This window comes from Bifidobacterium sp. A11 (assembly GCF_000499185.1).
Lineage (GTDB): Bacteria > Actinomycetota > Actinomycetes > Actinomycetales > Bifidobacteriaceae > Bombiscardovia > Bombiscardovia mizhiensis.
Genome location: NZ_AWUO01000002.1, coordinates 224,389 through 249,305, shown reverse-complemented (window position 1 = coordinate 249,305; position 24,917 = coordinate 224,389). Strand labels below are relative to the sequence as shown.

18 protein-coding genes and 3 pseudogenes are annotated in these 24,917 nt (G+C 60.0%); 11 read left to right on the top strand and 10 right to left on the bottom strand.

Translation table 11 applies throughout. The features are described 5' to 3' along the window. The first annotated feature begins 195 nt into the window (after positions 1 to 195). From P273_RS0103630 to P273_RS0103620, 3 genes are all read left to right on the top strand, one after another. On the top strand, positions 196 to 2,625 hold the full coding sequence (locus P273_RS0103630) for a glycoside hydrolase family 3 C-terminal domain-containing protein (RefSeq protein WP_024627126.1): 2,430 nt from the start codon (positions 196 to 198) through the stop codon (positions 2,623 to 2,625). Further along, on the top strand, positions 2,618 to 3,289 hold the full coding sequence (locus P273_RS0103625) for a hypothetical protein (RefSeq protein ID WP_024627125.1): 672 nt from the start codon (positions 2,618 to 2,620) through the stop codon (positions 3,287 to 3,289). Before P273_RS0103630 ends, P273_RS0103625 begins: the two co-directional genes overlap by 8 nt. 175 nt (positions 3,290 to 3,464) lie before the next feature. Continuing rightward, entirely contained in the window at positions 3,465 to 4,514 is a 1,050-nt protein-coding gene (locus tag P273_RS0103620) for a glycosyltransferase family A protein (RefSeq protein WP_024627124.1), read from the top strand. Here P273_RS0103620 and P273_RS0103615 read toward each other — a convergent pair. Together P273_RS0103615 and P273_RS0103610 are read right to left on the bottom strand one after the other, a co-directional pair. Then, positions 4,478 to 5,845, bottom strand: coding sequence for a sensor histidine kinase (locus P273_RS0103615; protein ID WP_024627123.1), 1,368 nt, complete (start codon positions 5,843 to 5,845; stop codon positions 4,478 to 4,480). The genes P273_RS0103620 and P273_RS0103615 overlap by 37 nt on opposite strands. Next, positions 5,842 to 6,552: a LytTR family DNA-binding domain-containing protein gene (locus tag P273_RS0103610; RefSeq protein WP_024627122.1), complete on the bottom strand. Its 711-nt coding sequence runs from the start codon at positions 6,550 to 6,552 to the stop codon at positions 5,842 to 5,844. Before P273_RS0103610 ends, P273_RS0103615 begins: the two co-directional genes overlap by 4 nt. A 221-nt stretch (positions 6,553 to 6,773) precedes the next feature. Here P273_RS0103610 and P273_RS10250 point away from each other — a divergent pair. Next, positions 6,774 to 7,154, top strand: a pseudogene (locus P273_RS10250) (EamA family transporter); the annotation flags it as partial. 88 nt (positions 7,155 to 7,242) lie between these two features. Next, complete coding sequence (locus P273_RS10155) at positions 7,243 to 7,725, top strand: DMT family transporter (protein ID WP_081709241.1); 483 nt, start codon at positions 7,243 to 7,245, stop codon at positions 7,723 to 7,725. Here P273_RS10155 and P273_RS0103600 read toward each other — a convergent pair. The 8 genes from P273_RS0103600 to dnaA form a co-directional block, all read right to left on the bottom strand. Further along, positions 7,674 to 8,786 (bottom strand): VanZ family protein, encoded by a 1,113-nt coding sequence (locus tag P273_RS0103600; RefSeq protein WP_024627121.1) that lies wholly within the window; start codon positions 8,784 to 8,786, stop codon positions 7,674 to 7,676. The two genes, P273_RS10155 and P273_RS0103600, sit on opposite strands and share 52 nt — an antisense overlap. Before the next feature lie 58 nt (positions 8,787 to 8,844). Next, positions 8,845 to 9,444, bottom strand: coding sequence for a DUF3566 domain-containing protein (locus P273_RS0103595; protein WP_024627120.1), 600 nt, complete (start codon positions 9,442 to 9,444; stop codon positions 8,845 to 8,847). A gap of 104 nt (positions 9,445 to 9,548) precedes the next feature. Next, positions 9,549 to 12,266 carry a DNA gyrase subunit A gene (gene gyrA / locus P273_RS0103590; RefSeq protein WP_024627119.1) on the bottom strand — a complete coding sequence of 906 codons (2,718 nt, stop codon included), beginning with the start codon at positions 12,264 to 12,266 and terminating at the stop codon, positions 9,549 to 9,551. Between the two features lie 43 nt (positions 12,267 to 12,309). Next, positions 12,310 to 14,349, bottom strand: a complete 2,040-nt coding sequence (gene gyrB, locus P273_RS0103585) for a DNA topoisomerase (ATP-hydrolyzing) subunit B (RefSeq protein WP_216476353.1) — start codon at positions 14,347 to 14,349, stop codon at positions 12,310 to 12,312. Positions 14,350 to 14,641: 292 nt separating this feature from the next. Beyond that, on the bottom strand, positions 14,642 to 15,139 hold the full coding sequence (locus P273_RS0103580; RefSeq protein ID WP_024627117.1) for a DUF721 domain-containing protein: 498 nt from the start codon (positions 15,137 to 15,139) through the stop codon (positions 14,642 to 14,644). Then, positions 15,136 to 16,398: a DNA replication/repair protein RecF gene (locus P273_RS0103575; protein ID WP_024627116.1), complete on the bottom strand. Its 1,263-nt coding sequence runs from the start codon at positions 16,396 to 16,398 to the stop codon at positions 15,136 to 15,138. The genes P273_RS0103580 and P273_RS0103575 overlap by 4 nt, the downstream gene beginning before the upstream one ends. Before the next feature lie 29 nt (positions 16,399 to 16,427). Next, a complete protein-coding gene (gene dnaN, locus P273_RS0103570; RefSeq protein WP_024627115.1) occupies positions 16,428 to 17,552 on the bottom strand; it encodes a DNA polymerase III subunit beta in 1,125 nt (374 codons plus the stop codon). Positions 17,553 to 17,966: 414 nt separating this feature from the next. Continuing rightward, positions 17,967 to 19,712, bottom strand: a complete 1,746-nt coding sequence (dnaA, locus tag P273_RS0103565; protein ID WP_024627114.1) for a chromosomal replication initiator protein DnaA — start codon at positions 19,710 to 19,712, stop codon at positions 17,967 to 17,969. A 332-nt stretch (positions 19,713 to 20,044) separates the two neighbouring features. Between dnaA and rpmH the strand changes: the two genes are divergently transcribed. From rpmH to P273_RS09775, 6 genes and pseudogenes are all read left to right on the top strand, one after another. Then, a complete protein-coding gene (gene rpmH / locus P273_RS0103560) occupies positions 20,045 to 20,179 on the top strand; it encodes a 50S ribosomal protein L34 (RefSeq protein ID WP_015022700.1) in 135 nt (44 codons plus the stop codon). A gap of 26 nt (positions 20,180 to 20,205) precedes the next feature. Further along, positions 20,206 to 20,577: pseudogene (gene rnpA, locus P273_RS0103555) on the top strand (ribonuclease P protein component); the annotation flags it as partial. A 128-nt stretch (positions 20,578 to 20,705) separates the two neighbouring features. Continuing rightward, entirely contained in the window at positions 20,706 to 21,017 is a 312-nt protein-coding gene (gene yidD, locus P273_RS0103550) for a membrane protein insertion efficiency factor YidD (RefSeq protein WP_024627112.1), read from the top strand. A gap of 2 nt (positions 21,018 to 21,019) precedes the next feature. Further along, positions 21,020 to 22,042, top strand: coding sequence for a membrane protein insertase YidC (gene yidC / locus P273_RS0103545; protein WP_024627111.1), 1,023 nt, complete (start codon positions 21,020 to 21,022; stop codon positions 22,040 to 22,042). Positions 22,043 to 22,219: 177 nt separating this feature from the next. Continuing rightward, positions 22,220 to 22,756 (top strand): annotated as a pseudogene (locus tag P273_RS0103540) (protein jag); the annotation flags it as partial. Positions 22,757 to 23,302: 546 nt separating this feature from the next. Beyond that, positions 23,303 to 24,184 (top strand): 16S rRNA (guanine(527)-N(7))-methyltransferase RsmG, encoded by an 882-nt coding sequence (locus tag P273_RS09775; RefSeq protein WP_081709240.1) that lies wholly within the window; start codon positions 23,303 to 23,305, stop codon positions 24,182 to 24,184. Positions 24,185 to 24,917 lie beyond the last annotated feature (733 nt).

Below are 24,917 nucleotides of genomic sequence, written 5' to 3'. Positions count from 1 at the left end.
CGCCGGGGAGCGGATCAGCACACCTGTTGATATATAGGCAACATTCATGCCAGGAAAACGACAGGTTATGCAACCCACTCGTATAGGCCTCGGCAGTCCGGGAATAATGAAATTCAGCGACCAATCCGAGGCCAATCGTGGAAGCAACGAGGGTTCCCGCCGCAGGATCAGCCCCCGTCACGGAAAAGGAACACTATGGAAGTCAAGGATCTGACAGTTCTGGAACGGGCATCGCTGCTCTCCGGAAAATCCACCTGGGCGACCCGTGCCCTGAAGAGGGCGGGCATCCCGAGCATGGTCCTGAGCGACGGTCCGCACGGCCTGCGCCGCCAGACCGGATCAGGAGACAATCTGGGCATGGGCAAGTCCAAGCCCGCCACCTGCTTCCCTACAGCCGGCACTGTGGCCTGCTCATGGGACCCGGAGTTGGCCAAAACCATGGGACAAGCGCTAGGCAACGAGGCCAGAAGCCTGGGCGTCAACATGGTCCTGGGTCCGGGTATGAACATCAAGCGCAATCCCCTGTGCGGCAGAAACTTTGAATACTATTCCGAGGACCCCCAGGTGGCCGGTCATATGGCTGCAGGCCTGATCGAAGGCATCCAGTCCCAGGGCGTGGCCGCCACCCCCAAGCACTTCGCCATGAACAGCCAGGAGCTCCGCCGCCAGGCATCCGACTCCGTGGTGGACGAGCGCACCATGCGCGAACTCTATCTGACCGGATTCGAGATCGCCGTGCGTCAGGCCCACCCCTGGGCCATCATGACCTCATACAATATGGTCAACGGCACCTATGCCAACGAGAATCCCCACCTGCTCAAGGACATCCTGCGCAAGGAGTGGGGCTTCGACGGCATGGTGGTCTCGGATTGGGGCGGCTCCAATAGTGCGGTCGCCGCAGCCGCCAATGGCTCCTCCCTGGAGATGCCCCAAGCCGGATACGACTCCGTGCGACAGGTTGCCAAGGCCGTACAGGAGGGCCACCTGGACGAGGCCGACCTGAACGCCCGGGCCGAAGAGGTGGCGCGGCTGGCCAAGTTGACCTACCACTCTGACATGGATCCTGATGGGAACCTGACCGCAGAACAGATACGGGATCACCATCAGGTGGCACGGAGCATCGCCGAGGGATCCGCCGTCCTTCTGGTCAATCGGGAGGGACGCCTGCCCCTGGCCGCCGGCACCCGGATCGCCCTAGTCGGGGATATGGCCGAGACTCCAAGGTTCCAAGGATCCGGATCCTCAAAGGTCAACGCAGCCAAGCAGGAGAGCATGCTGGACCTGCTCAGGCAGGGCAACGGCGACGGACTGGAACTGGCCTCCTACAGCCAGGGCTACGAACGGCATGGCGAGAAGAACCAGTCTTTGATCGACCAAGCCGTGGCTGCCGCTGGCCAGGCTGACGTGATTGTCGCCTGCGTGGGCCTAGATGAACGCAGCGAATCCGAGGGCCTGGACCGCTCCCACATGGACATTCCCAGCAACCAGGTCGACCTGATCAAGGCCTTGGGCGCGACAGACAAACCCCTGGTGGTCGTCCTGGTGGCGGGCTCCCCCGTTACTACCGACTGGATTGACCAGTGCGATGCCGTTCTCTACATAGGGCTGTCCGGGCAGGCTGGAGCCTCAGCCACCCTGAACATCCTGACCGGCCGGATCAACCCCTCCGGCCACCTGGCTGAAACCTGGCCCAAATCCTACACCGACTGCCCCAGCGCCGACTGGTACCCCGACCCTGCACACGAGTCAATCTACCGGGAGGGCCCCTTCGTCGGCTACCGCTACTACCTGACCGCCGACGTGGAGGAACGCTTCCCCTTCGGCTACGGTCTGTCTTACGCGCACTTCGCTTACTCCGATCTGACCGTGGACGACAAGGGAGTCACCTTCACCCTGACCAACGATTCGGACAGGCAGGGGGCCACTGTTCCCCAGCTCTACGTTCAGGCGCCCAAGGGTGGCGTGCTCAGGCCGGTCCGCGAACTGAAAGGCTTCAAGAAGGTCAGCCTGGATGCCGGCCAGTCAACCCAGGTCCGTATCGACTTCGATCAGACGACCTTCCGGCACTTCGACACGGCCAGTAACTCCTGGCAGGTCGAGTCCGGCGACTGGACCATCATGATCGGGTCCGACGCCCGCAGCATGGAGCTGAGCGAACATCTGAGCGTCAAGGGCACCGTCGATCCGCAGAGTCCCGACCCTGCACTGGGCGCTTACCTGACCGGCCGGGTCAAGGAGGTCGACGACGCCGCTGTGACAGCGCTCTTCGGCCACCCGGTGGTTCGACAGGGCGCCGTCAGCACCTTCGGTGTCAACGATCCACTCTCATCCTGGAAGGACTCCAGAAGCGCTCTGGCCAGGTTCGTGGCCAACTTCCTGGCCAAGAGCGAGAACCGCCACGAGGCCAAGACCGGCAACCCCGACCTGAACACCCTCTTCCTGCTCAACATGCCTCCCAGGGCCATGGCCAAGATGACCAACGGGCTGATTGACACGGCCATGGTCGAGGCCATCGTCCGCATCCCCAACGGCCACCTATGGAGGGGGCTGGGCGGATTCATCGCAGGATTCTTCAGAAACATGTCCGCCAACCGCAGGACCGGAAAGGAGCTCAATCATGAGTGATCAGCACAGCCAACAGGCCGAACAGCCGGCCCAAGGGAAGGCGACGACAGCCTCGCAGTGGGCAATTGTCCGCTGGTGGCGGCGGTTCAGCGATCGGCACACCACCCTGGCCCAGTTCATCGTCTTCTTCATCCTGTCCAACGGGGTCACTGTCCTGCAGCTGGTGCTCATGCCCGTGCTCAAGGCCATCTTCAACGGCACCTCCCTGGTGGGCACCAACTTCCAGATCTGGCGCATGGGAACCGTCGGCGGCAAGCCCTACTACCTGTTCGACTACGCGGCCGGGTCCATCGGCCACGGCGGCGGGGGCGGCCTGGCCTACTTCCTTGCGGTGGAGATCACTCTGCTGATCGCCCAGATCATCAACTTCTTCCTCCAGCGCAACATCACCTTCAAGTCCAACTCCTCGGTCTGGAAGGCGGCCTTCTGGTACCTGGTGGCCTACGTGATCATCACCATCATCGCGGCGGCGCTGCAGGGTTGGTACAAGGACCCCATCTACGGCTTCTTCCAGCACACCCTGAACTGGGGCAGCCTGGGGACCACTATTGCCGATCTGGTCACCATGATCATCAACTCGGCCATCTCCTTCTGGGTCTTCTTCCCCATCTTCAAGGTCATCTTCCGTCAGGAACCCACCGAATCTCAGGCAAGCGCCCAGTAAAATTCCGGCCCCACTCCCCCGGCTGTCAATGAACCGGCATGCATCGGCAGCCAGAGGGGCGGGGCCTTTTCCTCAAACCCATCATGTACAGTGGTCGCATACAACGGCCGCCGACGGGATTACGGCAACCCCGCCGACATACCCGCCGACCCATTCTTTTGCGAAGTGATCGTTCATGACAGCTGACCGACCGGCCTCCACGAGCCCGCCCGTTCTCACCTTCATCGTCCCTGCCTATAACATGGCCCAGCATCTGCCGACCTGCCTGGATTCCCTCCTGAGCCGGGAGGGGGACGATCTGGAGGTCATCGTGGTCGACGACGGGTCCACCGACGCCACAGCGCAGGTGGTGCAGTCATACCAGGAGCGCCATCCGCAGACTGTCCGTCTGATCAGCCAGACCAACAAGGGCCACGGCGGCGCTGTCAACACCGGCCTGGCAGCCGCCCAGGGCCGCTACGTCAAGGTGGTCGACGCCGACGACTGGGTGGACACGACCTCCCTGAGTCTGGTCCTGGACCAACTGCGGGACCAGTCGCGACGTACGAATCCGGTGGACATGGTAGTCACCAACTACGTCTATGAAAAAGAAGGCCGCAAACATAAGCGGGTCATCAACTTCCGCAGTGTCATGGACCCGGGACGGGTGCTGGACTGGAACCATCTGCGCCGGTTCGGGCTGTCCCAGTACATGATCATGCACGCCCTGATCCTGCGCACCGAGGTACTCCGCCAGGCCCACACCCACCTGCCCGAGCACACCTACTACGTGGACTTCATCTACTCTTATCAGCCCCTGCCCTGGGTGCACACCCTGCTCTACCTGGACACGAATTTCTACCGTTATCACACCGGCCGTCAGGGCCAGTCAGTGCAGACCTCGATCATGATCGCCCGGGTCTCACAACTGCTGCTGGTCAACGGACTCATGGCCGAGTCGACACCTGATCCAGGGACGGTTCCACGCGGACTTTATCGTTATATGATCCACTATCTGTCCATTAACTGCGTGGTGACCTCGGTCTTCCTTATCCTCTCTCGCAATCCAAGCAATTATCGGAACAAGGACATGCTCTGGCGAAGGCTGGAGCACCGCTCCCCCGTCATCGCCTCCGACGTGCGTTCCACCCTGCTCTGCAGGATGATCAACATGCCGGGCAGGCCGGGCCGCTTGGCAATCCGGCTGGGTTATAAGGCCGCCGAAGCCGCCATGGGCTTCAATTGATCGCCTACCCGAGGCAGGAGTACGCAGAGGCTGAACCAGTGATGCTCGGTGCGCAGGGTTATCTCGCCCTGGTAGCGATGGGCTATGTGTCGAATGGACTTGACCCCGTATCCATGCAGGCCATCGTCTGTCCTGGTCTTGGTGGTGGCCAGTTCGCCATTGCCCTTCCAATTCAGATGCGAGGCGAAGTAGTTTTCAATGCGGATCACCACGAATTGTCCACGGGCGTATAGAGCCACCTTGATTAGACGGCGGTCGGTCTCTTTGACCTTTCTCAAAGCCTCAATGGCATTGTCCAAGGCGTTGCCGAAGAGGGTGGAGATGTCCATGGGCGACATTCCCTCCAAGAGGGAGCCGTCGGCCACCATGGTCAGAGTGATCCCTTCTTCGGAACAGATGCGCTCCTTGGTCGACATGACCACGTCCAGGATGGGGTTGCCGGTGTGCTGCTGCGACCCATACCGTCCGACCGCAGCCTCCAGCTCTTCGAAATCCTGGGACTTGCGCTCAGGATCCATCTGCGAGCGCAGGGCCGCAATCTGATGCTTGAGGTCGTGGGCAAGCCTGCCCATGGCCTCCAGATTCTCTTTGGATCGTATGTACTCCCGGTGCTGGCTGTAAGCCCGGGCGTTGATGGAGGCCAGCTCGGCGCTGGTATGGCTCTCCCGCAGCTGTTCCTGCTGGGCATAGAGCATGGCGAACCCGCACAGATCCACCAGGGTACGGATGTAGAAGACCTCCAGGCCGACCCGACCAGAGAAGGGGGTGTTGGTGGAAACGAAACTCAGATTGGACATGGCGAAGGTGACCACAGCGATGACTGCGGCTATGAAGACGCTGCGTCCTGGCACGGAAGACTGGGCATTGGCGAAGTTGCGTCGTTCCGCCAGCCAGGCCAGCAGCCCTACGCCGCCATAAATCAGCACCAGCAGAATCAAGGAGGCCGGGTCGTACAGGCTGTGGTTCGAGGGCCGCATGAAGGAGTCCAGCTGCCAGTGCAGAGAGGCGACCAGCTCGGCCAGGACGAAGGCACGGGCCAGCAGATAGGCCCCATCCAGCGCCCCCAACCCCGAAGCCAGCATGATGATGGCGTACATGCAGACCACGGCCAGGCACATACTGATGATCCAGAAGGCAATAGGCAGGGTGCCGGCCCAGTACTGGACCCCGATGAGCACAGCCAGACCTGGCAGAAGCACAGCCACCATTCTTAGGCGTGAGGTCCTTACCCTGATAGCCAACAGATAAACCAGGCAACCCAGCCACTCGCTGATGGCCGTATAGAGCCGGGGGATGTCGGGCAGGGCATTGAGGATGTGCGTGGTGGTCATGGCCGACCTGCCACATAGGCGGTCAGAGCCGTCATGAAGGCCTTCTTGCGGGGTCGGCTGACCCGCAGCCGCTGACCGGTAGACATGATGCAGTCCTGGTCCTCCATACCCGTTACATGGGCTAGATTGACCAGATAACAGGAGTTGGAGCGGAAGAATCCCCGCTGGTCCAGCTGACCCTCCAGGTTTTTCAGCGTGCTGTTCGTAGTCAGTGAGGAATCCAAGGTGTGAATGACGCTGCTATGGCGGACGGATTCGATAAAGACGATGTCCTTGAGGGGGATCCGGGTGGATCGCGCACCCTCGGTGATCAGGATGGACAGGTCCACGCGCCTGCGCACCTGGGCGATGGACCGGTCCAGTTCCTGGGAGAAGGCGAACCAGGGCAGGGGCTTGAGCAGGTAGGAGAGAGCGCCCACCTCATAGCCGTTGATGGCGTACTGGGGGGCGGAGGTGATGAAGACGATGACCACCGACTCGTCACGATCGCGCACCCGGCGGGCCACTTCGATTCCGTCCATGGGGGTCATCTGAATGTCCAGAAGGAGGATGTCATACATGGGTCGATAGCCGTCCGCAAAAGCCTTGCCATCGGTGAAGACGCTGACCGTCAGTTCTTCCTGACGTTCCTTGCGGTAACGGCTCAGGTAATTGACCATGGTCCGACAGCTGATGGAATCATCATCCACCACTGCGATTCTGATCATCCTGGCACACGCTCCTTACCCCGTCGGCCAAGGACCCATGGCCGCCGTCATCACCGTTCTTCAATGATATCGGAGATGTCCGCAAGGCAGACCCCACTTGCCTGAAGCCGAACGCTGACAAGCAGGAGGGTTGGTTTGAAAAAGCAAACAAGTTTGAACTGCTCATTTTTTACCTTGCGAATGAATTCTCACTTGTGGACGGGAACGATTAGAGTCGAAACATGTCTACCTTCGCACCCTCTTCGTCCTGGAAACCGTCCACCTGGCTGGCTCGTCTGATGCTGCTGATGGCCGCGGCCGCCTGGGGAGCCGGATACACCTTCGAAAAGGTTGCCATGGAGACCCTGACCGTGCGCTGGCTGATGGGCATTCGCATCCTCTGCGCCATCGTGATCATGACGCCCTTTTTGCTGCCCCGACTGCGCAGAACCGGGGCCATACATACCCTGGTACCGGGGCTGATCCTGGGGGTCAGTTACTGGGCGGCCTTCAGCCTGCAGATGATGGGGCTGACCACCATCGCTCCGGGCCGCAACTCCTTCCTGACGGCCACCTACTGCATCTTTGTGCCCTTCCTGGTCTGGATCATGGCCCGCCGACGGCCTGCCCTGCGGCACTTCGTCGCGGCTGCCATCTGCATCCTGGGCGTGGCGCTGATCTCGCTGCCGGCCCACGGCGGGGGACAGGGGGCTGGCTCTGAGCACTGGCGACCTGCTGACTCTGGCCGGTGCCCTGCTCTACGGGGTCAACCTGGTGATCACCGGGTTTCTGACCAAGAAGTTCGACGCCCCTACGCTGACCTATCTGGAGCTGCTCTTCGGCGGTATCCTCTTCCTGATCTGCGCGCTGATCTTCGATCCCTTGCCCACTGCGGCAGACTTCACGCCCTCGACCCTGGGCTCCATGATTTATCTGACGCTGATCTCGACCCTGATGGCCCAGAACTTCCAGAACATCGCCTTCTCTAGAGTCCCTGCCGCCCAGGGTTCGCTGATCCTATGCTCTGAGAGCCTGTTCGGCATGCTGGTCTCGGTTCTGGTCCTGCACGAGGAGCTGACGGCCACCCATCTGTTGGGCTTCGCCATCATCTTCGCCGCCATCATCCTATCCGAGGTCAGGCTTCATCCGCGCCGGCTATCGAAGGGCTCCTCGGCAGCCGGGTCCTCCCGGTAGGCTGTCCCGGGCAAGAGGTCGTAGGGCATCTGCCGCTTGATCAGGTAGAAGACCAGCAGGAGCAGGGCCAGGATGCGCGTTGCAGTCTGAACCCTGCCGGTCCAGGGGCCGAAGACAGCCAGGATGACTGCGGTCCGGAACAGATAGAAGAGGAAGCGGGACCAGCCATGCCGCTGCTTGGTTTCGACGGTCATGTGGGTGAAGGTGGCGCCCAGCGTCCGTCCCCGGCGGGGCAGGGGTATGAGCAGTTCAAAGATCAGCAGCATGGCCAGATCCACCAGGGTCCCGAACACATCCAGAGCGGATGGGGCGATCAGCAATCCGCCAAAGCGGTAGTGACCATCCAGCTGATAGGCGCTCAGACGATGGACCGCATAGGTCACACCCATCCCCAGAGACAGGGACAGAATGGTGGCCAGAAGCAGATCCAAAGCCAGGGAGACGGCACGGTGTATGAACCCGGGATTGGTGACCAGCTGGGCAGCGTCAGCCTGACGAGTGGGAACGAGCTTGTTGGCCGCCATGGCCACCAGGTAGCCGATCAGAGCGCCTGATGTATTCCAAATCAGGTCGTCCACGTCGAAGAGACGGTAGGCGCAGCCCACGATGCCGAACACCCCGGTCAGCTGGGCCGTTTCGATGAAGAGGGAGACCAGGAAGGCAACCGGCAAGGCCAGGATGAAGCGCCAGCGGAAGACCCGCCCCATGATGAAGCCCAGGGGCAGGAAGAAGGCCACATTGAGCAGGATCTGCAACATGGCCATCCGGCCGCCTGTGCTCAGGTCGGTCAGGAACTGCAGGGGGTTGAGCTGGGGGGTCAGATGATGGGTGGCGCAGAAGGCGGCACGGTCATCGGGCATGGGCCAGAGGGTGAAGAAGACCAGGGCCAGCAGATATAAGACGGTCAGGTAGGCCGCCATGGCTGCTGTCAGCCGGAGTCGGTGATAGCGGTTGTAGATCAGGGCAAGAATGGGCAGGGTCAGGATCAGCGAGGCCAAGGGCCAGAAGACCAGAGATATGCCAAAGGAGCCGCTGAAGTAGTCCAGGTATGTCGAGAGCACAGTTCCAGTCTAAATCGCGCTTAAGCCTATCGACCGATTGACTGCGCCGACGAAGAGCTCAGTCGTCGCCCAGGGTTACGTGGATGCCGCCAACCAGGGAGCTGACCAAGTTGTAGAGAAAGGCGAAAATGGTGACCAGAGCCACTACTATGACAATCTCGAAGATAGAGAAAATGGTCACCGAGCTCAGGACCGTCCCCAGGCTCAGCACCTGGCCCAGGTCGAAACCACCCGCATCCAGGCCTGTCTTGGAGATGACCTGGGTCAGGTTGTCAAAGAGCCCCATAGCGTTGAGCAGAATCCAGAGCAGGGCGGCGGCCACCACCTGAATGATGGCCCCGGCGATGGACAGCAGGAAGGTGACCTTGGCCACCGACCAAGGTTCCAGCCGGGTCAAGGACAGCTGCATGCGCCGGGCCCGAGGCACGTGAGGACGTGTCGCTGAAGAGGCCTTGACCGGACCGGCAGCCGAAGCTGCGGTTCTTGCGGAGCGCCCTGCTGCCGTCCGGCCGGCAGCAGAAGCCGGGGGAGTGGCCGATGAGGGTCGGCGGGACTCGCCCTTTTCGGATTCATCAGCCTTGGTCTTTCCGGCTTTGGGCTTTTCTGTACCCTTCTTACCGGTACCGGCCTTGGCCTGCTTCTGATCATCCTGGCTCATGGGCACTCCTTGATCCTTGCATTCACCAGTCCGCGCACACCGCCGCAGGACCTGCACAACTTCTTACGAGGCTACCAGTCTTGTCAGACTGGTAGCGGACCTGCTCAGTCCTCTTGGGCCAGACCTTGGCCGTCGCCGGTTCCGGTGGTGGCGATGGGCTGATCCTTGGCCGCCAGGGGAGCGGCAGGAGCCAAGTCAGCCTGACCGCCATTCTCCTCCTGGTCGTCACGCTCGGCATTGCGGGCGATGGAGAGGATCTCATCGCCCTTGTCGGGCTTGGCCAGGGTGACTCCCTGGGTGTTGCGGCCGGTCCGCTTGACCTCGGCCACATCGGAGCGGATGACCTTGCCGGACTTCATGATGGCCATGATCTGATCGTCCTCGTTCACCACCAGGGCGCCGACCAAGGATCCCCGGCCCTCCACCATGGCGATGGCCTTGACGCCGTAGCCGTTGCGGCCCTGCAGGCGGTACTCGCTCAGGGCAGTCCGCTTGGCAAAGCCTTCATCGGTGACCACCAGCAGATCATTCCCGGACTCCTTGGCGATCACGTCCATGCTCAGCAGTTCATCGCCGGGGCGGAACCGCATGCCTTGGACGCCGGCGGTCTGCCGTCCCATGGGCCGCAGGGTGGAGTCGTCGGCCGGGAAGCGCACGCTCATGCCCTTGCGGGAGACCAGGATGATCTCATCGTCGGCATTGCAGAGGGCGGCACCCACCAGCTCATCGCTCTGGGGGACCTCTTGCCCGTCCTCGTCGGTGACGGTGCCCAGCTCCATCAGCCGCACGGCGATCAGGCCGCCCTGGCGGGGCGAATCATACTCGGTCAGGCGGGTCTTCTTGACCCGTCCGGTCCGGGTGGCCAGGACCAGATAGTCGGCATCGTCATAGTCGTGCAGGGAGAGGACCTGTTCGATCCGCTCGCCCGGGCCCAGCTGGAGCAGATTGGCTACATGCTGTCCCTTGGAGTCGCGGGAACCCTCAGGCAGCTCATAGGCCTTGAGCCGATACACCCGGCCCTTGTTGGTGAAGAAGAGCAGCCAGTTGTGGGTGCTGGTCAGGAAGAAGTGGTCCACCACGTCGTCCTCACGCAGCCTGGCTCCGCGGATGCCCTTGCCGCCACGGTGCTGGGCCCGGTACTCGTCGGCCTTGGTCCGCTTGACGAAGCCGGAGTGGGTGACGGTGACCACCACCTGCTCGTCGGCGATCAGGTCCTCCACGTTCATCTCGCCTGAGTAGGGGACGATCCGGGTCCTCCGCTCGTCGCCGTACTTGTCGACGATCTCGTCCAGCTCATCGCCCACGATGGTGCGCTGGCGCTCGGGGTGGGCCAAAATATCGTTGTAGTCGGCGATCTTGCGCATGAGATCCTCATGCTCGTCCAGGATCTTCTGCCGTTCCAAGGCGGCCAGACGGCGCAGCTGCATGGCCAGGATGGCATCGGCCTGGACCTCGTCCACATCCAGCAGCTCCATCAGGCCAGTGCGGGCCGTCTCCACGTCCTTGGAGGCGCGGATCAGGGCGATGACCTGGTCGATCATGTCCAGGGCCTTCAGATACCCCTGCAGGATGTGGTCGCGATCCTCGGCTTCCCGCTTCAGATAGCGGGTGCGCCGCTCGACCACATCCAGCTGGTGATCCACCCAATGGCGGATGAAGGCATCCAGGCTCAGGGTCCTGGGGACCCCGTCCACCAGGGCCAGCATGTTGGCCCCGAAGGTCTGCTGCAGCTGGGTGTGCTTGTAAAGGTTGTTGAGGACCACCTTGGGCACGGCATCACGCTTGAGCACCAGGACCAGGCGCTGGCCGGTACGGCCCGAGGTCTCATCGCGCATGTCGGCGATGCCCTGGATCTTGCCGTCGCGCACCGCCTCGCGGATGGAGGAGGCCAGCCGGTCGGGGTTGACCTGGTAGGGCAGCTCGGTGACCACCAGGCACATCCTTCCGCGGATCTCCTCGGTGTTGACCACGGCCCGCATGGTGATCAGGCCGCGTCCGGTCCGGTAGGCCTGCTCGATGCCCTTGTGACCCAGAATGGTGGCGCCGGTAGGGAAGTCCGGTCCCTTGATGATGGCGATCAGGGCGTTGAGCAGCTCCTCCTTGGAGGCCTCGGGATGCTCCAATGCCCAGTGCACGCCCTTGGATACCTCGCGCAGGTTGTGCGGAGGGATGTTGGTGGCCATGCCCACGGCGATGCCGGCTGATCCATTGACCAGCAGGTTGGGGAAGCGGGAGGGCAGAACCGTAGGCTCCTGGGTTTTCCCGTCGTAGTTGGGGATGAAATCGACCGTGTCCTTGTCGATGTCGCGCACCATCTCCATGGCCAGGGGGGCCATACGGCACTCGGTGTACCTCATGGCGGCCGCCGGGTCGTCGCCGGGGGAGCCGAAGTTGCCCTGGCCGTCCACCAGCGGGTAGCGCATGGACCAGGACTGGGCCAGACGCACGATGGTGTCATAGATGGCCGCATCGCCATGGGGGTGGTACTTGCCCATGACGTCGCCTACCACGCGCGAGCACTTGTTGTAGCCGCGGTCGGGCCGGTATCCGCCGTCGTACATGGCGTAGATGACCCTGCGGTGGACCGGCTTCATGCCATCGCGGACATCGGGCAGGGCCCGCTCCACGATCACGGACAGGGCATAGGACAGGTAGGATTCCCGCATCTCCTGCTGGAGGTCGATGGGCTGAATCCGCTCGCCCTTAAGGAGGCCGTAATCGGTGTTGTCCATCTCCTGGGGGCTGAGCGGCTCGCGGGACCCGTCGGGCAGGTTGAGGCCGTCCTGGTCCGGGCTGTTGTCATTGTTGTTATCGTCTGCCAAAATCGATCCTTAGCTCAAATGGTGAAAAGGGGAGGCTTCCGTCTCAGGCGTCGATGAAGCGGGCGTCGTGGGCGTTGCGTTGGATGAACAGACGCCGAGGTTCGACCTCGTCGCCCATGAGCATGGTGAAGGTCTCGTCGGCCTGCTCAGCGTCATCGATGCGGATCTTCTTGAGGATGCGGTGATCCGGATCCATGGTGGTCTCCCAGAGCTCCTGGTAGCTCATCTCGCCCAGACCCTTGTAACGCTGGATCCCTTCGCCCTTGGGCAGCTGTCGGCCGGAGGCCTTGCCCTCGGCCAGGACCCTGTCGCGCTCGGCATCGGTGTAGACGAAGCTGTGGGGCCCCTTGGTCCACTTGAGCCGGTAGAGCGGGGGCATGGCCACGTAGACGTAGCCAGCCTCGATCATGGGCCGCATGTAGCGGAAGAAGAGGGTCAGATTCAGGGTGGCGATGTGGGCGCCGTCCACATCGGCGTCGGCCATGATGATGACCTTGTGGTAGCGCACCTTGTCGATGTTGAAGTCCTCGCCGTATCCGCCGCCCACAGCCGTGATCAGGGATTCGATGGTGTCGGACTTCATCATGCGGTCCAGACTGGCCCGCTCCGTGTTGAGGATCTTGCCGCGCAGGGGCAGGATGGCCTGGGTCATGGGGTTGCGCCCCTGGATGGCCGAGCCGCCTGCGGAGTCGCCCTCCACGATGAACAGCTCGCACTCCTCGGGGTCGCTGGACTGGCAGTCCTTGAGCTTGTCGGGCATGCCGGCCGTCTCGAAGATGGACTTGCGACGGGTGTTCTCGCGGGCCTTCTTGGCCGCGATCCTGGCCCGGGAGGCCTCCATGGCCTTCTGGATGATGGACTTGGCCTCGCCGGGGTGGGCGTCGAACCAGTCGCTCAGCCTCTCGGTCATGACCCGCTGAACGAAGGTCTTGGCCTCGGAGTTGCCCAGCTTGGTCTTGGTCTGGCCCTCGAACTGCGGATTGGTCAGCTTGACGGAGACCACGGCGGTCAACCCCTCGCGCACGTCATCGCCCGAGAGGTTGTCATCCTTGTCCTTGAGGATGTTCTTGTCCCGGGCGTAGCGGTTGATCATGCTGGTCAGAGCTGCACGGAACCCCTCTTCGTGGGTGCCGCCCTCGGTGGTCGCGATGGTGTTGGCGAAAGTGTGGACCGACTCCGAGTAGGCGGTGGTCCACTGCATAGCCACCTCGGCGGAGATGCCCAGCTTCAGGTCCTCGGCCTCGAAGTCGATGACTTCGGCCTCCACAGGCGTGGCCTTCCTGACCTTGACCAGATAGTCCACATAGTCCTTGATGCCGTTGGCATACTGGTAGCTGACGGACTGGCCCTTCTGCTCAGGGGTCTGCTCCTCGCCCGCCACCTCGTCACCGGCCTGGTTGTTGGGGCGCAGATCGGTCAGGGTGATTCTCAAGCCCTTGTTGAGGAAGGCCATCTGCTGGAAACGGCTGCGCAGGGTCTCGAAGTCGTAGACCGTGGTCTCGAAGATTTTGGGATCGGCCCAGAAGGTCACCGAGGTGCCGGTGCCCTCGTCCGGCCCCATGGCCTGATCCTTGGATAGGGGAGCCGTGGGCTTCTGATTGCGGAAGCTCTGATGCCAGTGGTAACCCTGACGGCGCACCTGGACGTCGATCCGGGTGGACAGGGCGTTCACCACGGATATGCCCACGCCGTGCAGGCCGCCTGAAACCGCGTAGCCGCCGCCTCCGAACTTGCCGCCGGCATGCAGCTTGGTCATGACCACTTCGACGCCGCTCTTGCCCTCGCCCGGCACCTCGTCCACAGGTATGCCACGGCCGTTGTCGTCCACCCGGATGCCGTTGTCGGGCAGAATGGTGACTTCAATGTGGTCAGCGTACCCGGCCAGGGCCTCATCGACCGAGTTGTCGACGATCTCGTAGACCAGATGGTGCAGGCCCCTGGGACCTGTAGAACCGATGTACATACCGGGACGGACGCGAACCGCCTCCAGCCCCTCCAGCACTTTCAGATCGCTGGCGTCATAGTGTTCGGGGGAGAGCGAGTCATCCAGCTGCGCGTCGTCCAGCTGATCCTGGCCCGTCATGCCGTCATCCTGAGGCTTGTCCTCCTCATGCTCCCGGCCCTCTTGCGGGGTCCGGGACGGGTCAGTGTTGAGATCTGCCACGGATAGTCCTTTCTGCACCCCCATGGTCGCCCACTGACGACAAAGCAGCTTCCGTTCGTGGTCGAGCGGGGGATCGAGTCATGGTCACCAGGTTCCAAATCGTCCATAAAGGGGCCTTGGAAGCGTTTGACCCTATAACCTATAGATTACCAGCGCTAGGGGACTTTAGGCTGACAGAAAGCTGGGAAGACGGTATCCGCAGATTATGGGTTCACCCGTAGGTGTCGCGCACGCCTCGGCCCGGCGGATCGAACCGTGAACGGCGAAAGCTGTAGTTGTGGGGGCCGGTCACCCGGATCTGCTTGACCGGCATGCCCAGCCGCTTGACAATGGTCGCCTTGAGCTGGGGGACCAGGTAGGTCAGCTGGGTGGCCCAGACTGTGGTCTGCGCCTGGATGATCAGCACGCCCTCCCGGTAGGAGACCACTCTCGAATGGGCGGCGATGCCGGGTCCCACCACACTGTCCCACTGGTTGCGCAGCCGGGCCACCTTCAGGTGACTGGTCCACCCGCTCCCGGCAGCCAGGCTGGTCACCACTCCTCCCAGTTTGGCTGGGTCACGGCCTGGCTTTCCGAATGCATACCAGGCCTTACGGGAGTTGTCCTCCCGCTGCCGACGAGTGGCCGCCCGTCGTGTGCAACCCTCGAAGACCAAGGCCGGCAGTCGACGCTGGTCCAGGTGCAGAGTCTCAACCATGGGCGCCTTCATGACAGATCGTTCCCCTCTGGCCCATCCTTCGTATCCGAGTCGTCATGAGCCGTCCCTCTGGTTCGACGCAGATCCTGCATGGCACTGGCGATGGCCGGATCCTGAGCGGCCGGATCGGATGGCTGCACAGGCCTCAACCTGGACACATCCACCAAGCTGGCACCCTGAAGGGAGGGGATATCGCTGTCGGCGGCCACAGTGATCAGCACCTGGTCCTGCTGGCGGGCAAAGTCCAGGATCTGATCCCTGCGGCCCCGATCCAACTGGGCGAAGACATCATCCAGAATGACGATCGGCTCCAGGGCGCGACGATCCTTGACCACCTGCAGCAGAGCCAGCCTCAGAGCCAGGGCCAGGGTCCACATCTCACCGTTGGAGGCGAACTCCCTGGCAGGCATGCCGTTGAGGGTGAAGGCCAGATCATCGCGCTGGGGGCCGATCAGATTGGTGCCCCGGGCCACTTCTCCCGGATATATCCGCTGAAAGTGGCGGCTGACGGCTTCGGCGACCTCGGAACCGGTCTGCCCATCGGGTCCTATCTCCTCCAGGGAGGGCCGGTAGGTCAATCGAGCATCCTGATCAGGGCCTGCCAGCCGACCATACAGATCACTGAAGGGCCGGTCCAGAGCCTCTACCAGAGCCGCCCGTCGTCGGCTCAGATCCAGCCCGGTGCGAATAAACTGCCCAGTCCATACCTCTAGGCCGGACAGGGCTGCGTCACGCCCATCACCCGAGGGGTCGCGGCCCGGCTGTGAGAGCTGCTTAAGCAGGGCGGCGCGCTGCCTGGCCACATGGCGAAAATCCTGCCGAACCTGGAAGTAGTCGGCATCGAGCTGGCTGCCGGCCTGGTCCAGCACGGCACGTCTGGCTGCCGGCTCTCCGGAGACCATCAGCTGATCCTCGGGGCTGAAGGTCACGCAGGGCACCCGGCCCACCAGGTCACGCTGATAGAGGGAAGGCCCGCCGTTGATTCTTCCCCGGTTGGCCCCCTTGGCGGCAATGGTCAGCTCATAGTCGGTGGCGGTCCCGTCCTGCTCCAGCCTGGCCCTGACAGTGGCCTTGGACTGCCCACGCTCTACCAGGGGCAGCGAGGATGAGGTCCTATGGCTACCGCCGGTGGACAGAACTTCGATGGCCTCGACCAGGTTGGTCTTGCCCAGACCGTTGCGCCCCTCCAGAATGGTCACTCCGGGCTCCAGATCGAGGACGCAGTGCTCCCAGGAACGGAAGTGATCCAGAACCAGACGGGAGATGTGCACGGCGATCGTTCCTCGAACCTGCCCGGGTGTCAGTTGTTGAAACGCATGGGCACCAGCAGGTAACGGTAGTCCATGGACTCCTCGGAATCCTGCTCCTGCTGGCCGTTGAACTCCACGGCCTTGACCGCCGAGGTCATTTTGATACGGACAAAGGGCTCGGCGATGGCGCCCAGCCCGTCGATCAGATAGCTGGGATTGAAGGCCACCGTGATGTCTTCGCCATCCAGATCCGCCTGCAGAACCTCATGGGCCTGTGCCTCGTCAGCCGTGCCTGCGCTCAGTGTCACCTCGTTGCCGGAGAAGACCATGCGAATGGGGGCGTTGCGTTCGGCAACCAGGGCCACGCGCTTGATGGCGTCGATCAGATCCTGCCTGGCGATGACCGCCTGGATGGGGTACTCGTCCGAAAAGAGACGGTCCACGGCCGGAAATTCCCCGTCAATCAGCTGGGTGGTGGATATCTTGCCGGCGTTTTCCACGCCCATGATGGTGGGGTTGTCAGCCTCGTAATCCATGGTCACGTTCTGGTGCTCGTCGAGGGAGCGGGCGATGTCTCGCAGCAGAGAACCGCGGATCAGCATCGATGTGGAGAAGTCGGCGTCGCGAGGAGTCCAGGTGAAGCTCGAGCGGGACAGCCTGAAACGGTCAGTGGCGGTCATGACCACCTTGTCCCCGGTGATTTCGGTTTTTACGCTAGTCAGGACTGGCCGGCTTTCTTCCCGGGAAACAGCGACGATGGATTGGGAGATGGATTGGATAAAGGTCTCAGCATCCACCTGGCCCATGGGTTCGGGAACGGCAGGAAGGTCGGGATACTCGCTGTCAGGCATCAGCTGCAGGGAAAAAGTGGATTTGCCTGAAGTGATGGTCATCTTGGATCCCTCGGTTGATAGGTAGGTCTTCTCCGAGGGCAGTGATTTAGTGATGTCCGCTAGAAGTTTGCCCAACACCAGAGCCGTTCCGGATTCGTCGATGCCTGCCTCGATGTGGTTTCTCGCCGAAACCTCGTAATCGAAAGCAGAGAGCTTCAATGTTCCGTCAGAGGCTTCCATTCTCACGCCCGCCAGAATCGGCGAAGCCGGTCGGGAGGGGATGATGCGGGTGGTCCAAGCCACTGCATCCGAGAGTGCGGATGAATTCACTTCTACTTTCATGGGAGCCTTCTTGTCGATGAATGAACTGGATTCATTCTATCGAATAGGCCAGGGGATGTGGTTGGAGTGAGGAAGTGTGCTTGAATATGACGATGACTATTGCATAAATATACATAGAGTCATCGTAATAAGCTCGGTGGATGGTGTGGATAAGTTTCCAAATCCTTGCAATGCGGTGGATATACCTCATCCAGGCGCTGTGGATAAGTGGTGAGATCGATGTGACTAAAAAGCCAAATTATCCACAAGGACGGATTTTTGCTGAGTTATCCACAAAAGTATGGTGGTTATTCGCTGAAGATCCACCACTTGTCCCCGGAAAATCGGTGGGTTATTCCCAAGGTTTGCCCACATCTGGGGATAAACAGGTGGATATCTTTTTCTGTCGATCCACACCGGTTCCTGCGTGTCGCATCAGTTCTGAGGCTGCTTGAGCCGGACCGTCAGCTCCATGACGTAGTTGTAAATCTCCCGCTTTTCCTGCATCTCATTGGAGATGCGCGTATAGGCATGCATGACTGTGGTATGGTCGCGGCCGCCGAAGACCTCGCCGATGTCTACCAAGGACATGCTGGTCATTTCCCGGGCCAGATACATGGCAATCTGGCGGGCCAGGGCGATGTTCTTGGTGCGCGTACGGCCGACGATATCGTCAAAGGTCAGATGGAAGTACTTGGCCACCTGGGAGATGATGTCGGTGGGCTTGATTTCTACGTCCGTGGAGAAGAAGTCCTGCAGGGTCTGTTCGGCCAGAGCTGTGGTGACCGGCTGATTATTCAGACTGGCCACGGCGGTGACACGGGTCAGAGCACCCTCAAGCTCTCGGATGTTCTCAGTGAAGCGTTCCGCGATCAGATCCAGGACCTCGTTGGGAATGCTGACCCCGTTCATGGAGGCCATCATCCTCAGGATGGCCACGCGGGTCTCCCGGTCTGGCGGCTTGACATCCACGGTCAGGCCCGAGTCGAAGCGCGAGATCAGTCGTGATTCGAAGCCTTTCAGGTTCTTGGGGGCCACGTCCGAGGCGATGACGATGCGCTTGTTGGCATCATGCAGAGCATTAAAGGTGTGGAAGAACTGGTCCAGGGTGGCTTCCTTGCCCCCCAGAAACTGGATGTCATCGATAAGGAGTACATCCACCTGTCGGTAGCGGCGGTTGAATTCCGCGATCTGGCCCGAGCCTTGGGTGGAATTCTGCAGGGCGTCGATGAACTCGTTGGTGAATTCCTCCGAGTTGACATATCGGACCTTGAGCGAGGGATCCTTGACCAGGGCATAGTTGCCGATGGCGTTGAGCAGATGGGTCTTGCCCAGGCCCGAGCTGCCATAGATGCACAAGGGGTTGAAGTCCTGGCCCGATCCTTCGGCCACGGCCAGGGCCACGGTCCGCGCGAAGCGGTTGGAGTCTCCCGGGACGAAGGTGTCGAAGGTGGCGTTCTTGTTCAGGTGGGTCTGTGGGTCGCGCTCCACCCGGTTCTGGTTCATGGGGAAGCGGGGCACGGTGAATGCGGGCCGGGATGCGGTCCTCTCCGCCTCGCTCGGCTGGTCAGCATCAGCGCCTGCTGTTGGCCTCATAGTGGGTGAGGGCTCGGACAGCTCGGCCTGCATATCCAGGGTCATGGGCACATAGGTGCCTTCGTGGAAGTCATTGACGGAGACAATCGGGGACTTGGAGGTTTCAACAGCCTCGGTCCGCCAGTTCGAATGGGCCTCTGAGTCGGAAGAGGATTGGTTGGCGCCAGCCTGACGCTGGTAGTCGCCATAGGGATCCTGAGCAGGACTGGGGACCTGGCGGAATTCACCGCTGCCCGGGGCGGAGCCCGCCATGGCGGATGTACGTTGGTCACTCTGCTGATCGGCGGCCATCTGCTTGGCCATCTGTTCTGGGTAGACGATTTTGATGGCCGGGAACATTTCCTGGTTGGTGACCAGCTGCAATGCACTGAGGACGGGCTGGCTAAGAGGCCCCTGAATTGCTTCCTGGGTAGCCTTGGAGGAGACCCGTAGAACGATGGTGGTGCCGAAGACCGCCTCGGGGGTGATGTCCTCCAGCCAGCCCTTGTCCCTGGAGGTCAGTGAGCTGCTGTAGCGGAGCACCTGCAGGACCGAATCCCAGATGCTCTTGGCCTGGGCAGCGGCATCCAGCGGATCCTGCGCCATCAGTGTGCTCCTCTCTTCTCGACGACGGATTGTCCCGTTCTTCATGCTTCTCTCAAAGTCGACAGTAGCCCATTGTTACACCGACTTTGCGCGGTTATCCACAGGATAGCGTGTTGTATCTGCGGCGAATGTGAATAACAGTGATGTAATTTGTGGATAAGTGAGGGGGCTCTTTCTCCCACCATGACAGGGTTTGCACGGGGTAAGTAGCAGTGCTCAGGAGTTGGATGACGGAAGCTTGTTTGACTCCGTCCCGGCTCATGTGTACCGTGATATAGCTTGACTCATAACGAGCCGTACTCGAGTATGTCTACACACGGGAGCAACGAATTATGAAGAGGACATTCCAGCCCAACAATCGCCGTCGTCACATGAAGCACGGATTCCGCGCTCGCATGCGCACCCGCTCCGGTCGCGCTCTGATCAACCGCCGCCGGGCCAAGGGTCGTCGCACCCTCTCCGCCTGAATCGGATCCCAATTCCTTTTCAGAAGGTGGAACGGCTGAGGAGCCACCGGGAGTTTACGGCGGTGCTCAGGCGACGCCATCGGGTCAGCAGCCGGGATCTGGTCATACATTATTTGATACCCGGATCTGACCGGACGGTGACCCCGCTGCCGGCGACATCGGCTGCGAGTGAAGGGCGGCATGACATCCTGCCTACTGGTAGACGCCGCATGGGGCTCGCTGTATCCAAAAATGTGGGTAAGGCAGTGACCCGGAACAAGGTCAAGCGCAGATTCAGGCAACTTGCCGGATCCAAGGAGGACCTGCTGCCATCCTCCTGTGATCTGGTCATGCGCGCCAAACCCAGTGCTGCTACAGCCACCTACAAGCAGTTGGATGAGCAAGTGGACAGGCTCTTCCGTGACCTCATGCGCAAGACCGGAAAGACTGCCAACGGTCTCGATGCACAGGGACAGGCAGATTCGCAGCTGGCCGGGTCCAAGCGTCAACCGGTTCAAGGGCTGGAAGTCAGCGAAGGAAGCAGGGCATGAGCGGCCTGGCCTCCCGGGCTCTGCAGGGTGCAGTCCGCTGGTATCAACGCCACATCTCACCCTTGTCGCCGCCTAGGTGCCGTTACTATCCGACTTGTTCCCAGTATGCTTTGACTGCCCTGCAACGGTTCGGGGCCTTGCGTGGAACTATTCTGGCCGTTCTGCGGCTATTGCGTTGCACGCCCTTCAACAACGGCGGAATCGATGACGTGCCCCGGAGATTTTCCATCTTCTATCGATTCTCGTGGTCCAAGGCCCATGAGGAGGCCCGGCTGACCCCCATGGCCCCAGACAAGGAGACGGCCTGACAATGTTCCAGAACAACGACACTTTCACTTTCGATACGGGCATATACGGCTTCTTCTATAAGATCCTGTACCCCATCGAGTGGCTCATGACCTACATCATGACCTACTGCCACAAGTTCCTGACCCTGATCGGGTTCCACAAGGGTCCCGGCGTGGCCTGGGCGCTATCGGTAGTGATGCTGGTGCTGGTCGTCAACCTGTGCGTGCTGCCGCTCTTCATCAAGCAGTTGCGTTCCATGCAAAAGATGCAGGCCCTGCAGCCCAAGCTGATGAAGATCCAGAACAAGTACCGCAACAAGAAGGATCCTGCCAGCCGAGAAGCCATGAGCCGGGAGACCATGAAGGTCTACCAGGACAATCATGCCAACCCCATGGGGTCCTGTCTGCCCGCACTGGTTCAGGGCCCGGTCTTCATGACCATGTTCTACGTGCTATCCGCTGTGCCCTTCATCGCCCGGGGCAAGCGGGCACCTCTGGGAGCCTTCAACAGACAGGTGGCGCGAGAATTCGAAGAGACCACCTTCTTTGGCCTGCGGATTTCGGACAACTTCATGTCTGCCCAGGGTGCGGGCCGCATAGTCATTGTGGTCTTCATCGTGCTCATGTGCCTGGCCATGTTCTACTCGCAGTTCCATAATGTTCGGCGAAACATGCCCAGGTCGGCCATGCAGGGACAGCAGTACAAGATGCAGCAGATGATGGCCTTCATCTTCCCGGTCATGTACATCTTCTCGGGTATCTACTTCCCCTTCGCTGTGCTGATTTACTGGCTGACCAACAACCTTTGGAATCTGGGCCGAACCCTCTTCCAGGTCCGCCATATGCCAACGCCTGGATCGCCTGCCGCGGAGAGCAAGGAGGAGCGGGATCACCGCCATGAGAATGCCCGCCGCAAGCGCCAGGGGCTGCCCTCCTTGGAGGAGGAGCAGTTGATGGAGGCCAAGCGGCTGGAGGAGGAAGCCCGCAACAATAAGAACGTCTCCCACCAGCGTTCTCAGCCCCATCGCAAACGTCGCGGCCGTTGATGCAGCTACTGGCAGTGGCGGCCGACGTGGTGACCTGGCTTTCGGTCGGGCGGATACTGGAGTAGTCTGCAATCATCACGTCCGTGTATCCTCAATACTGGACACTCGATTGGTGACCAGGAATCCAGTGGGCCTGAGGTTATGAATCGGATGTAAACGCGTGTAAGGAGAGCATAGATGTCTCAGTCTCTGGACCAGGGAAAGACCATCGAGCAACTCAACGAGGAGGCGGATGTCGCCGCCGACTATCTGGAGGGGTTGCTGGACATCGTCGATTACGAGGGCGATATCGAGATGGGGGTGCGCAACCACCGTCCGACCGTGCAGATTGTGGCTGATGACGATACGGATATCAAGCATCTGATCGGCAAGGATGGTGAGGTAGTCGACGCTCTTCAACAGCTGACGCGGCTGGCCGTGCAGCAGAAGATAGGGGAGCGCTCCCACCTGATCGTGGATGTGGACGGCTTTCTGCGGCGCAAGCGTGAGCATCTTCGCGAGCAGGCCCTGGATGTGATCGACGAGGTTCGCGAGACCGGCGATCCCGTCAATATGAAGCCTATGAACTCCTTCGAGCGCAAGATCGTCCATGACATGGTACGCGAGGAGGGGCTTAAGTCACGCTCCCACGGTGAGGAGCCTCACCGGTACGTCACCGTCTACCTGAAGGCCAAGAGCGAAGACGAGGACCTGTCTGACGACGTTGAGGACGAGCCAGTCGGGTATGACGCCCCGCTTGATGCTGATGAAACCGATCAGGTCGATGATTCGGCTGACTACGCGGCTGATGACGATCCTGCTGACGCGGACAGGGAGTGACAGTAGAGCCAAGTAGAGCTATGCTCCGATGAAGTATTTGTGATGTCGGCCTTTTTGGATTGCTCCATTGTTTGGTGCGGCCATACTGTGTAAGTCCGTTTTGTTGTCGGTCTGTGTTGCGCTATTCGGTAGGTATGTTGTCTTGTCTGGTTCATGATGGTGCTTAGTTTGCCATGCTGATTAATTCGGAATGCTCTTGGTTCGTGATCCTCTATAAGAGGCTGCCTTCTATGCTGCTTCCGTTAGGATATTGATGTGTGCCTTTGACGCTCTTTTGTGGTTGAAAACCATACGTTGGTAAATGGGCTGCCTTCGGAGTCCAGAGGTTTTCGATTCTGACAGGGTGAGATGCCGCTTGATACGAGATACAAGACAGTATGACGCTGTCAAGGTCTGTGGCTGTGATTAATTGTGTGCCGAATGCAGATGTGAGGAGTTGAAATGGCTGTTGTGGATGATGAGCTGAACAATAGTCCCCTTTTGAGGCAGGTTCTCGGCGATGCTTTAGTACCCATGCAGCGTTTTCACGACAAGCTCCTACGTGAGGGCGTGGAGAGAGGAATCATTGGCCCCCGCGATGAAGACATTATTTGGGAGCGGCATATACTCAATTCAGCTGCCATTGTGCCTTTTGTGCGTGAACGATTGACTACTGATGGTCAGACAGCGACAGTGGCAGATATAGGTTCCGGTGGCGGCTTCCCTGGTATTGTACTGGCTGCGTGTCTTCCGCAGTGCACTGTGGTACTTGTCGAGCCAATGGAGCGGCGTGTGCTCTGGTTGCAGGAAGTCATTGATGAGTTGCAACTGGTTAATGTGTCAGTGCTTCGCAAACGTGCAGAGGATCTGGCTCCGCAATCCTCTCATGCATCAAATCGGCACAACAAAAAAGGTTCACATAGCCACCGTCATGGTCGTCGCCGAAGCGAGGAAGTGTCTAGTTCCGTTTCTGGCCACGGTTCTTCGACTTCGGTCACCACCAGGAATGGTGACAGTCAGCAAGTTGCGAATGGGATCGAATCCTCGGCTGTGATGGGCGGAGCAAGTCCGGCAAATATGGATTTCGTGCCTTCAGTTCCTCAGAATTTTGATGTCGTGACCTGTCGGGCTGTAGCACCTATGACCAAGCTCGCTGGGTGGACTCTACCTCTCTTGAGGTCAGGAGGTCAGCTTATTGCTCTTAAAGGTCGTTCGGCGCAAAATGAGCTTGATAAAGCTGCTAAAGAGATAAAAAAATATCATGGAGTGAATCCACGGGTTCGTCAAGCCCCTGTTGCACCCGGTCTTGAGGACACTCATGTGGTTCTTGTGGACAAAAGCTAAAGCACGATATTGTTAGGACACAATTTAATGACTTCGTTGTCAGCGTCTTTGCACAACAGGGAGATAAGACTCTGCTAAATCAGAGAATAAATTATCAATTTCTAAGCAGAGCTTTGTCGAGTCTGACCAGGAATGACTGATTCTGTCTACTAGATCGAGCCTGCTTTTGCCGGACTGCAACTCAACTGGCTGCCACCTAATCGGAAGGGATGACATGCTCAGTTAAGGGGAGTACAAAGTATGTTTGAAATCAAATATGACTTTCTTAAGAATGGTTTGCAGTCCGAGGCTGTTAGCAACTTTGATCCTCCAGTATCTAATCTGTCCGCAGAGCAAAGCCATCATAAGTCACATATGAGTATAATATTTGAAATAGTAAAGCTTGTTTCATTTGAGATCAAACACATCGCCCCGTCTCTTCCGACTGCTTTGCTATAAGGCTTATTTCATACTGGTTTTGCCTTTCAAACATTGTTGTGCCGGTTGTATAGGGTTATAGCTTAGAACGGGATATACCGCCAACTTTAGGATGCTTGATTAGCCAACTCTTGTGATGCCGTCCTTTGATACTCAGTGACCTAGCAATTCACCTGTTTCATGTGCTAATTCGTCTTATTTACGCCCGCCCTGCTGTTTCTATTTACGGGTTCCCATTGCATAAGTGCAGTTTGGTTTGTCTAACCTGTGTGTTGATCTGCGTTGTATCTTCATTAATACTCATAGAGCGCTGTCG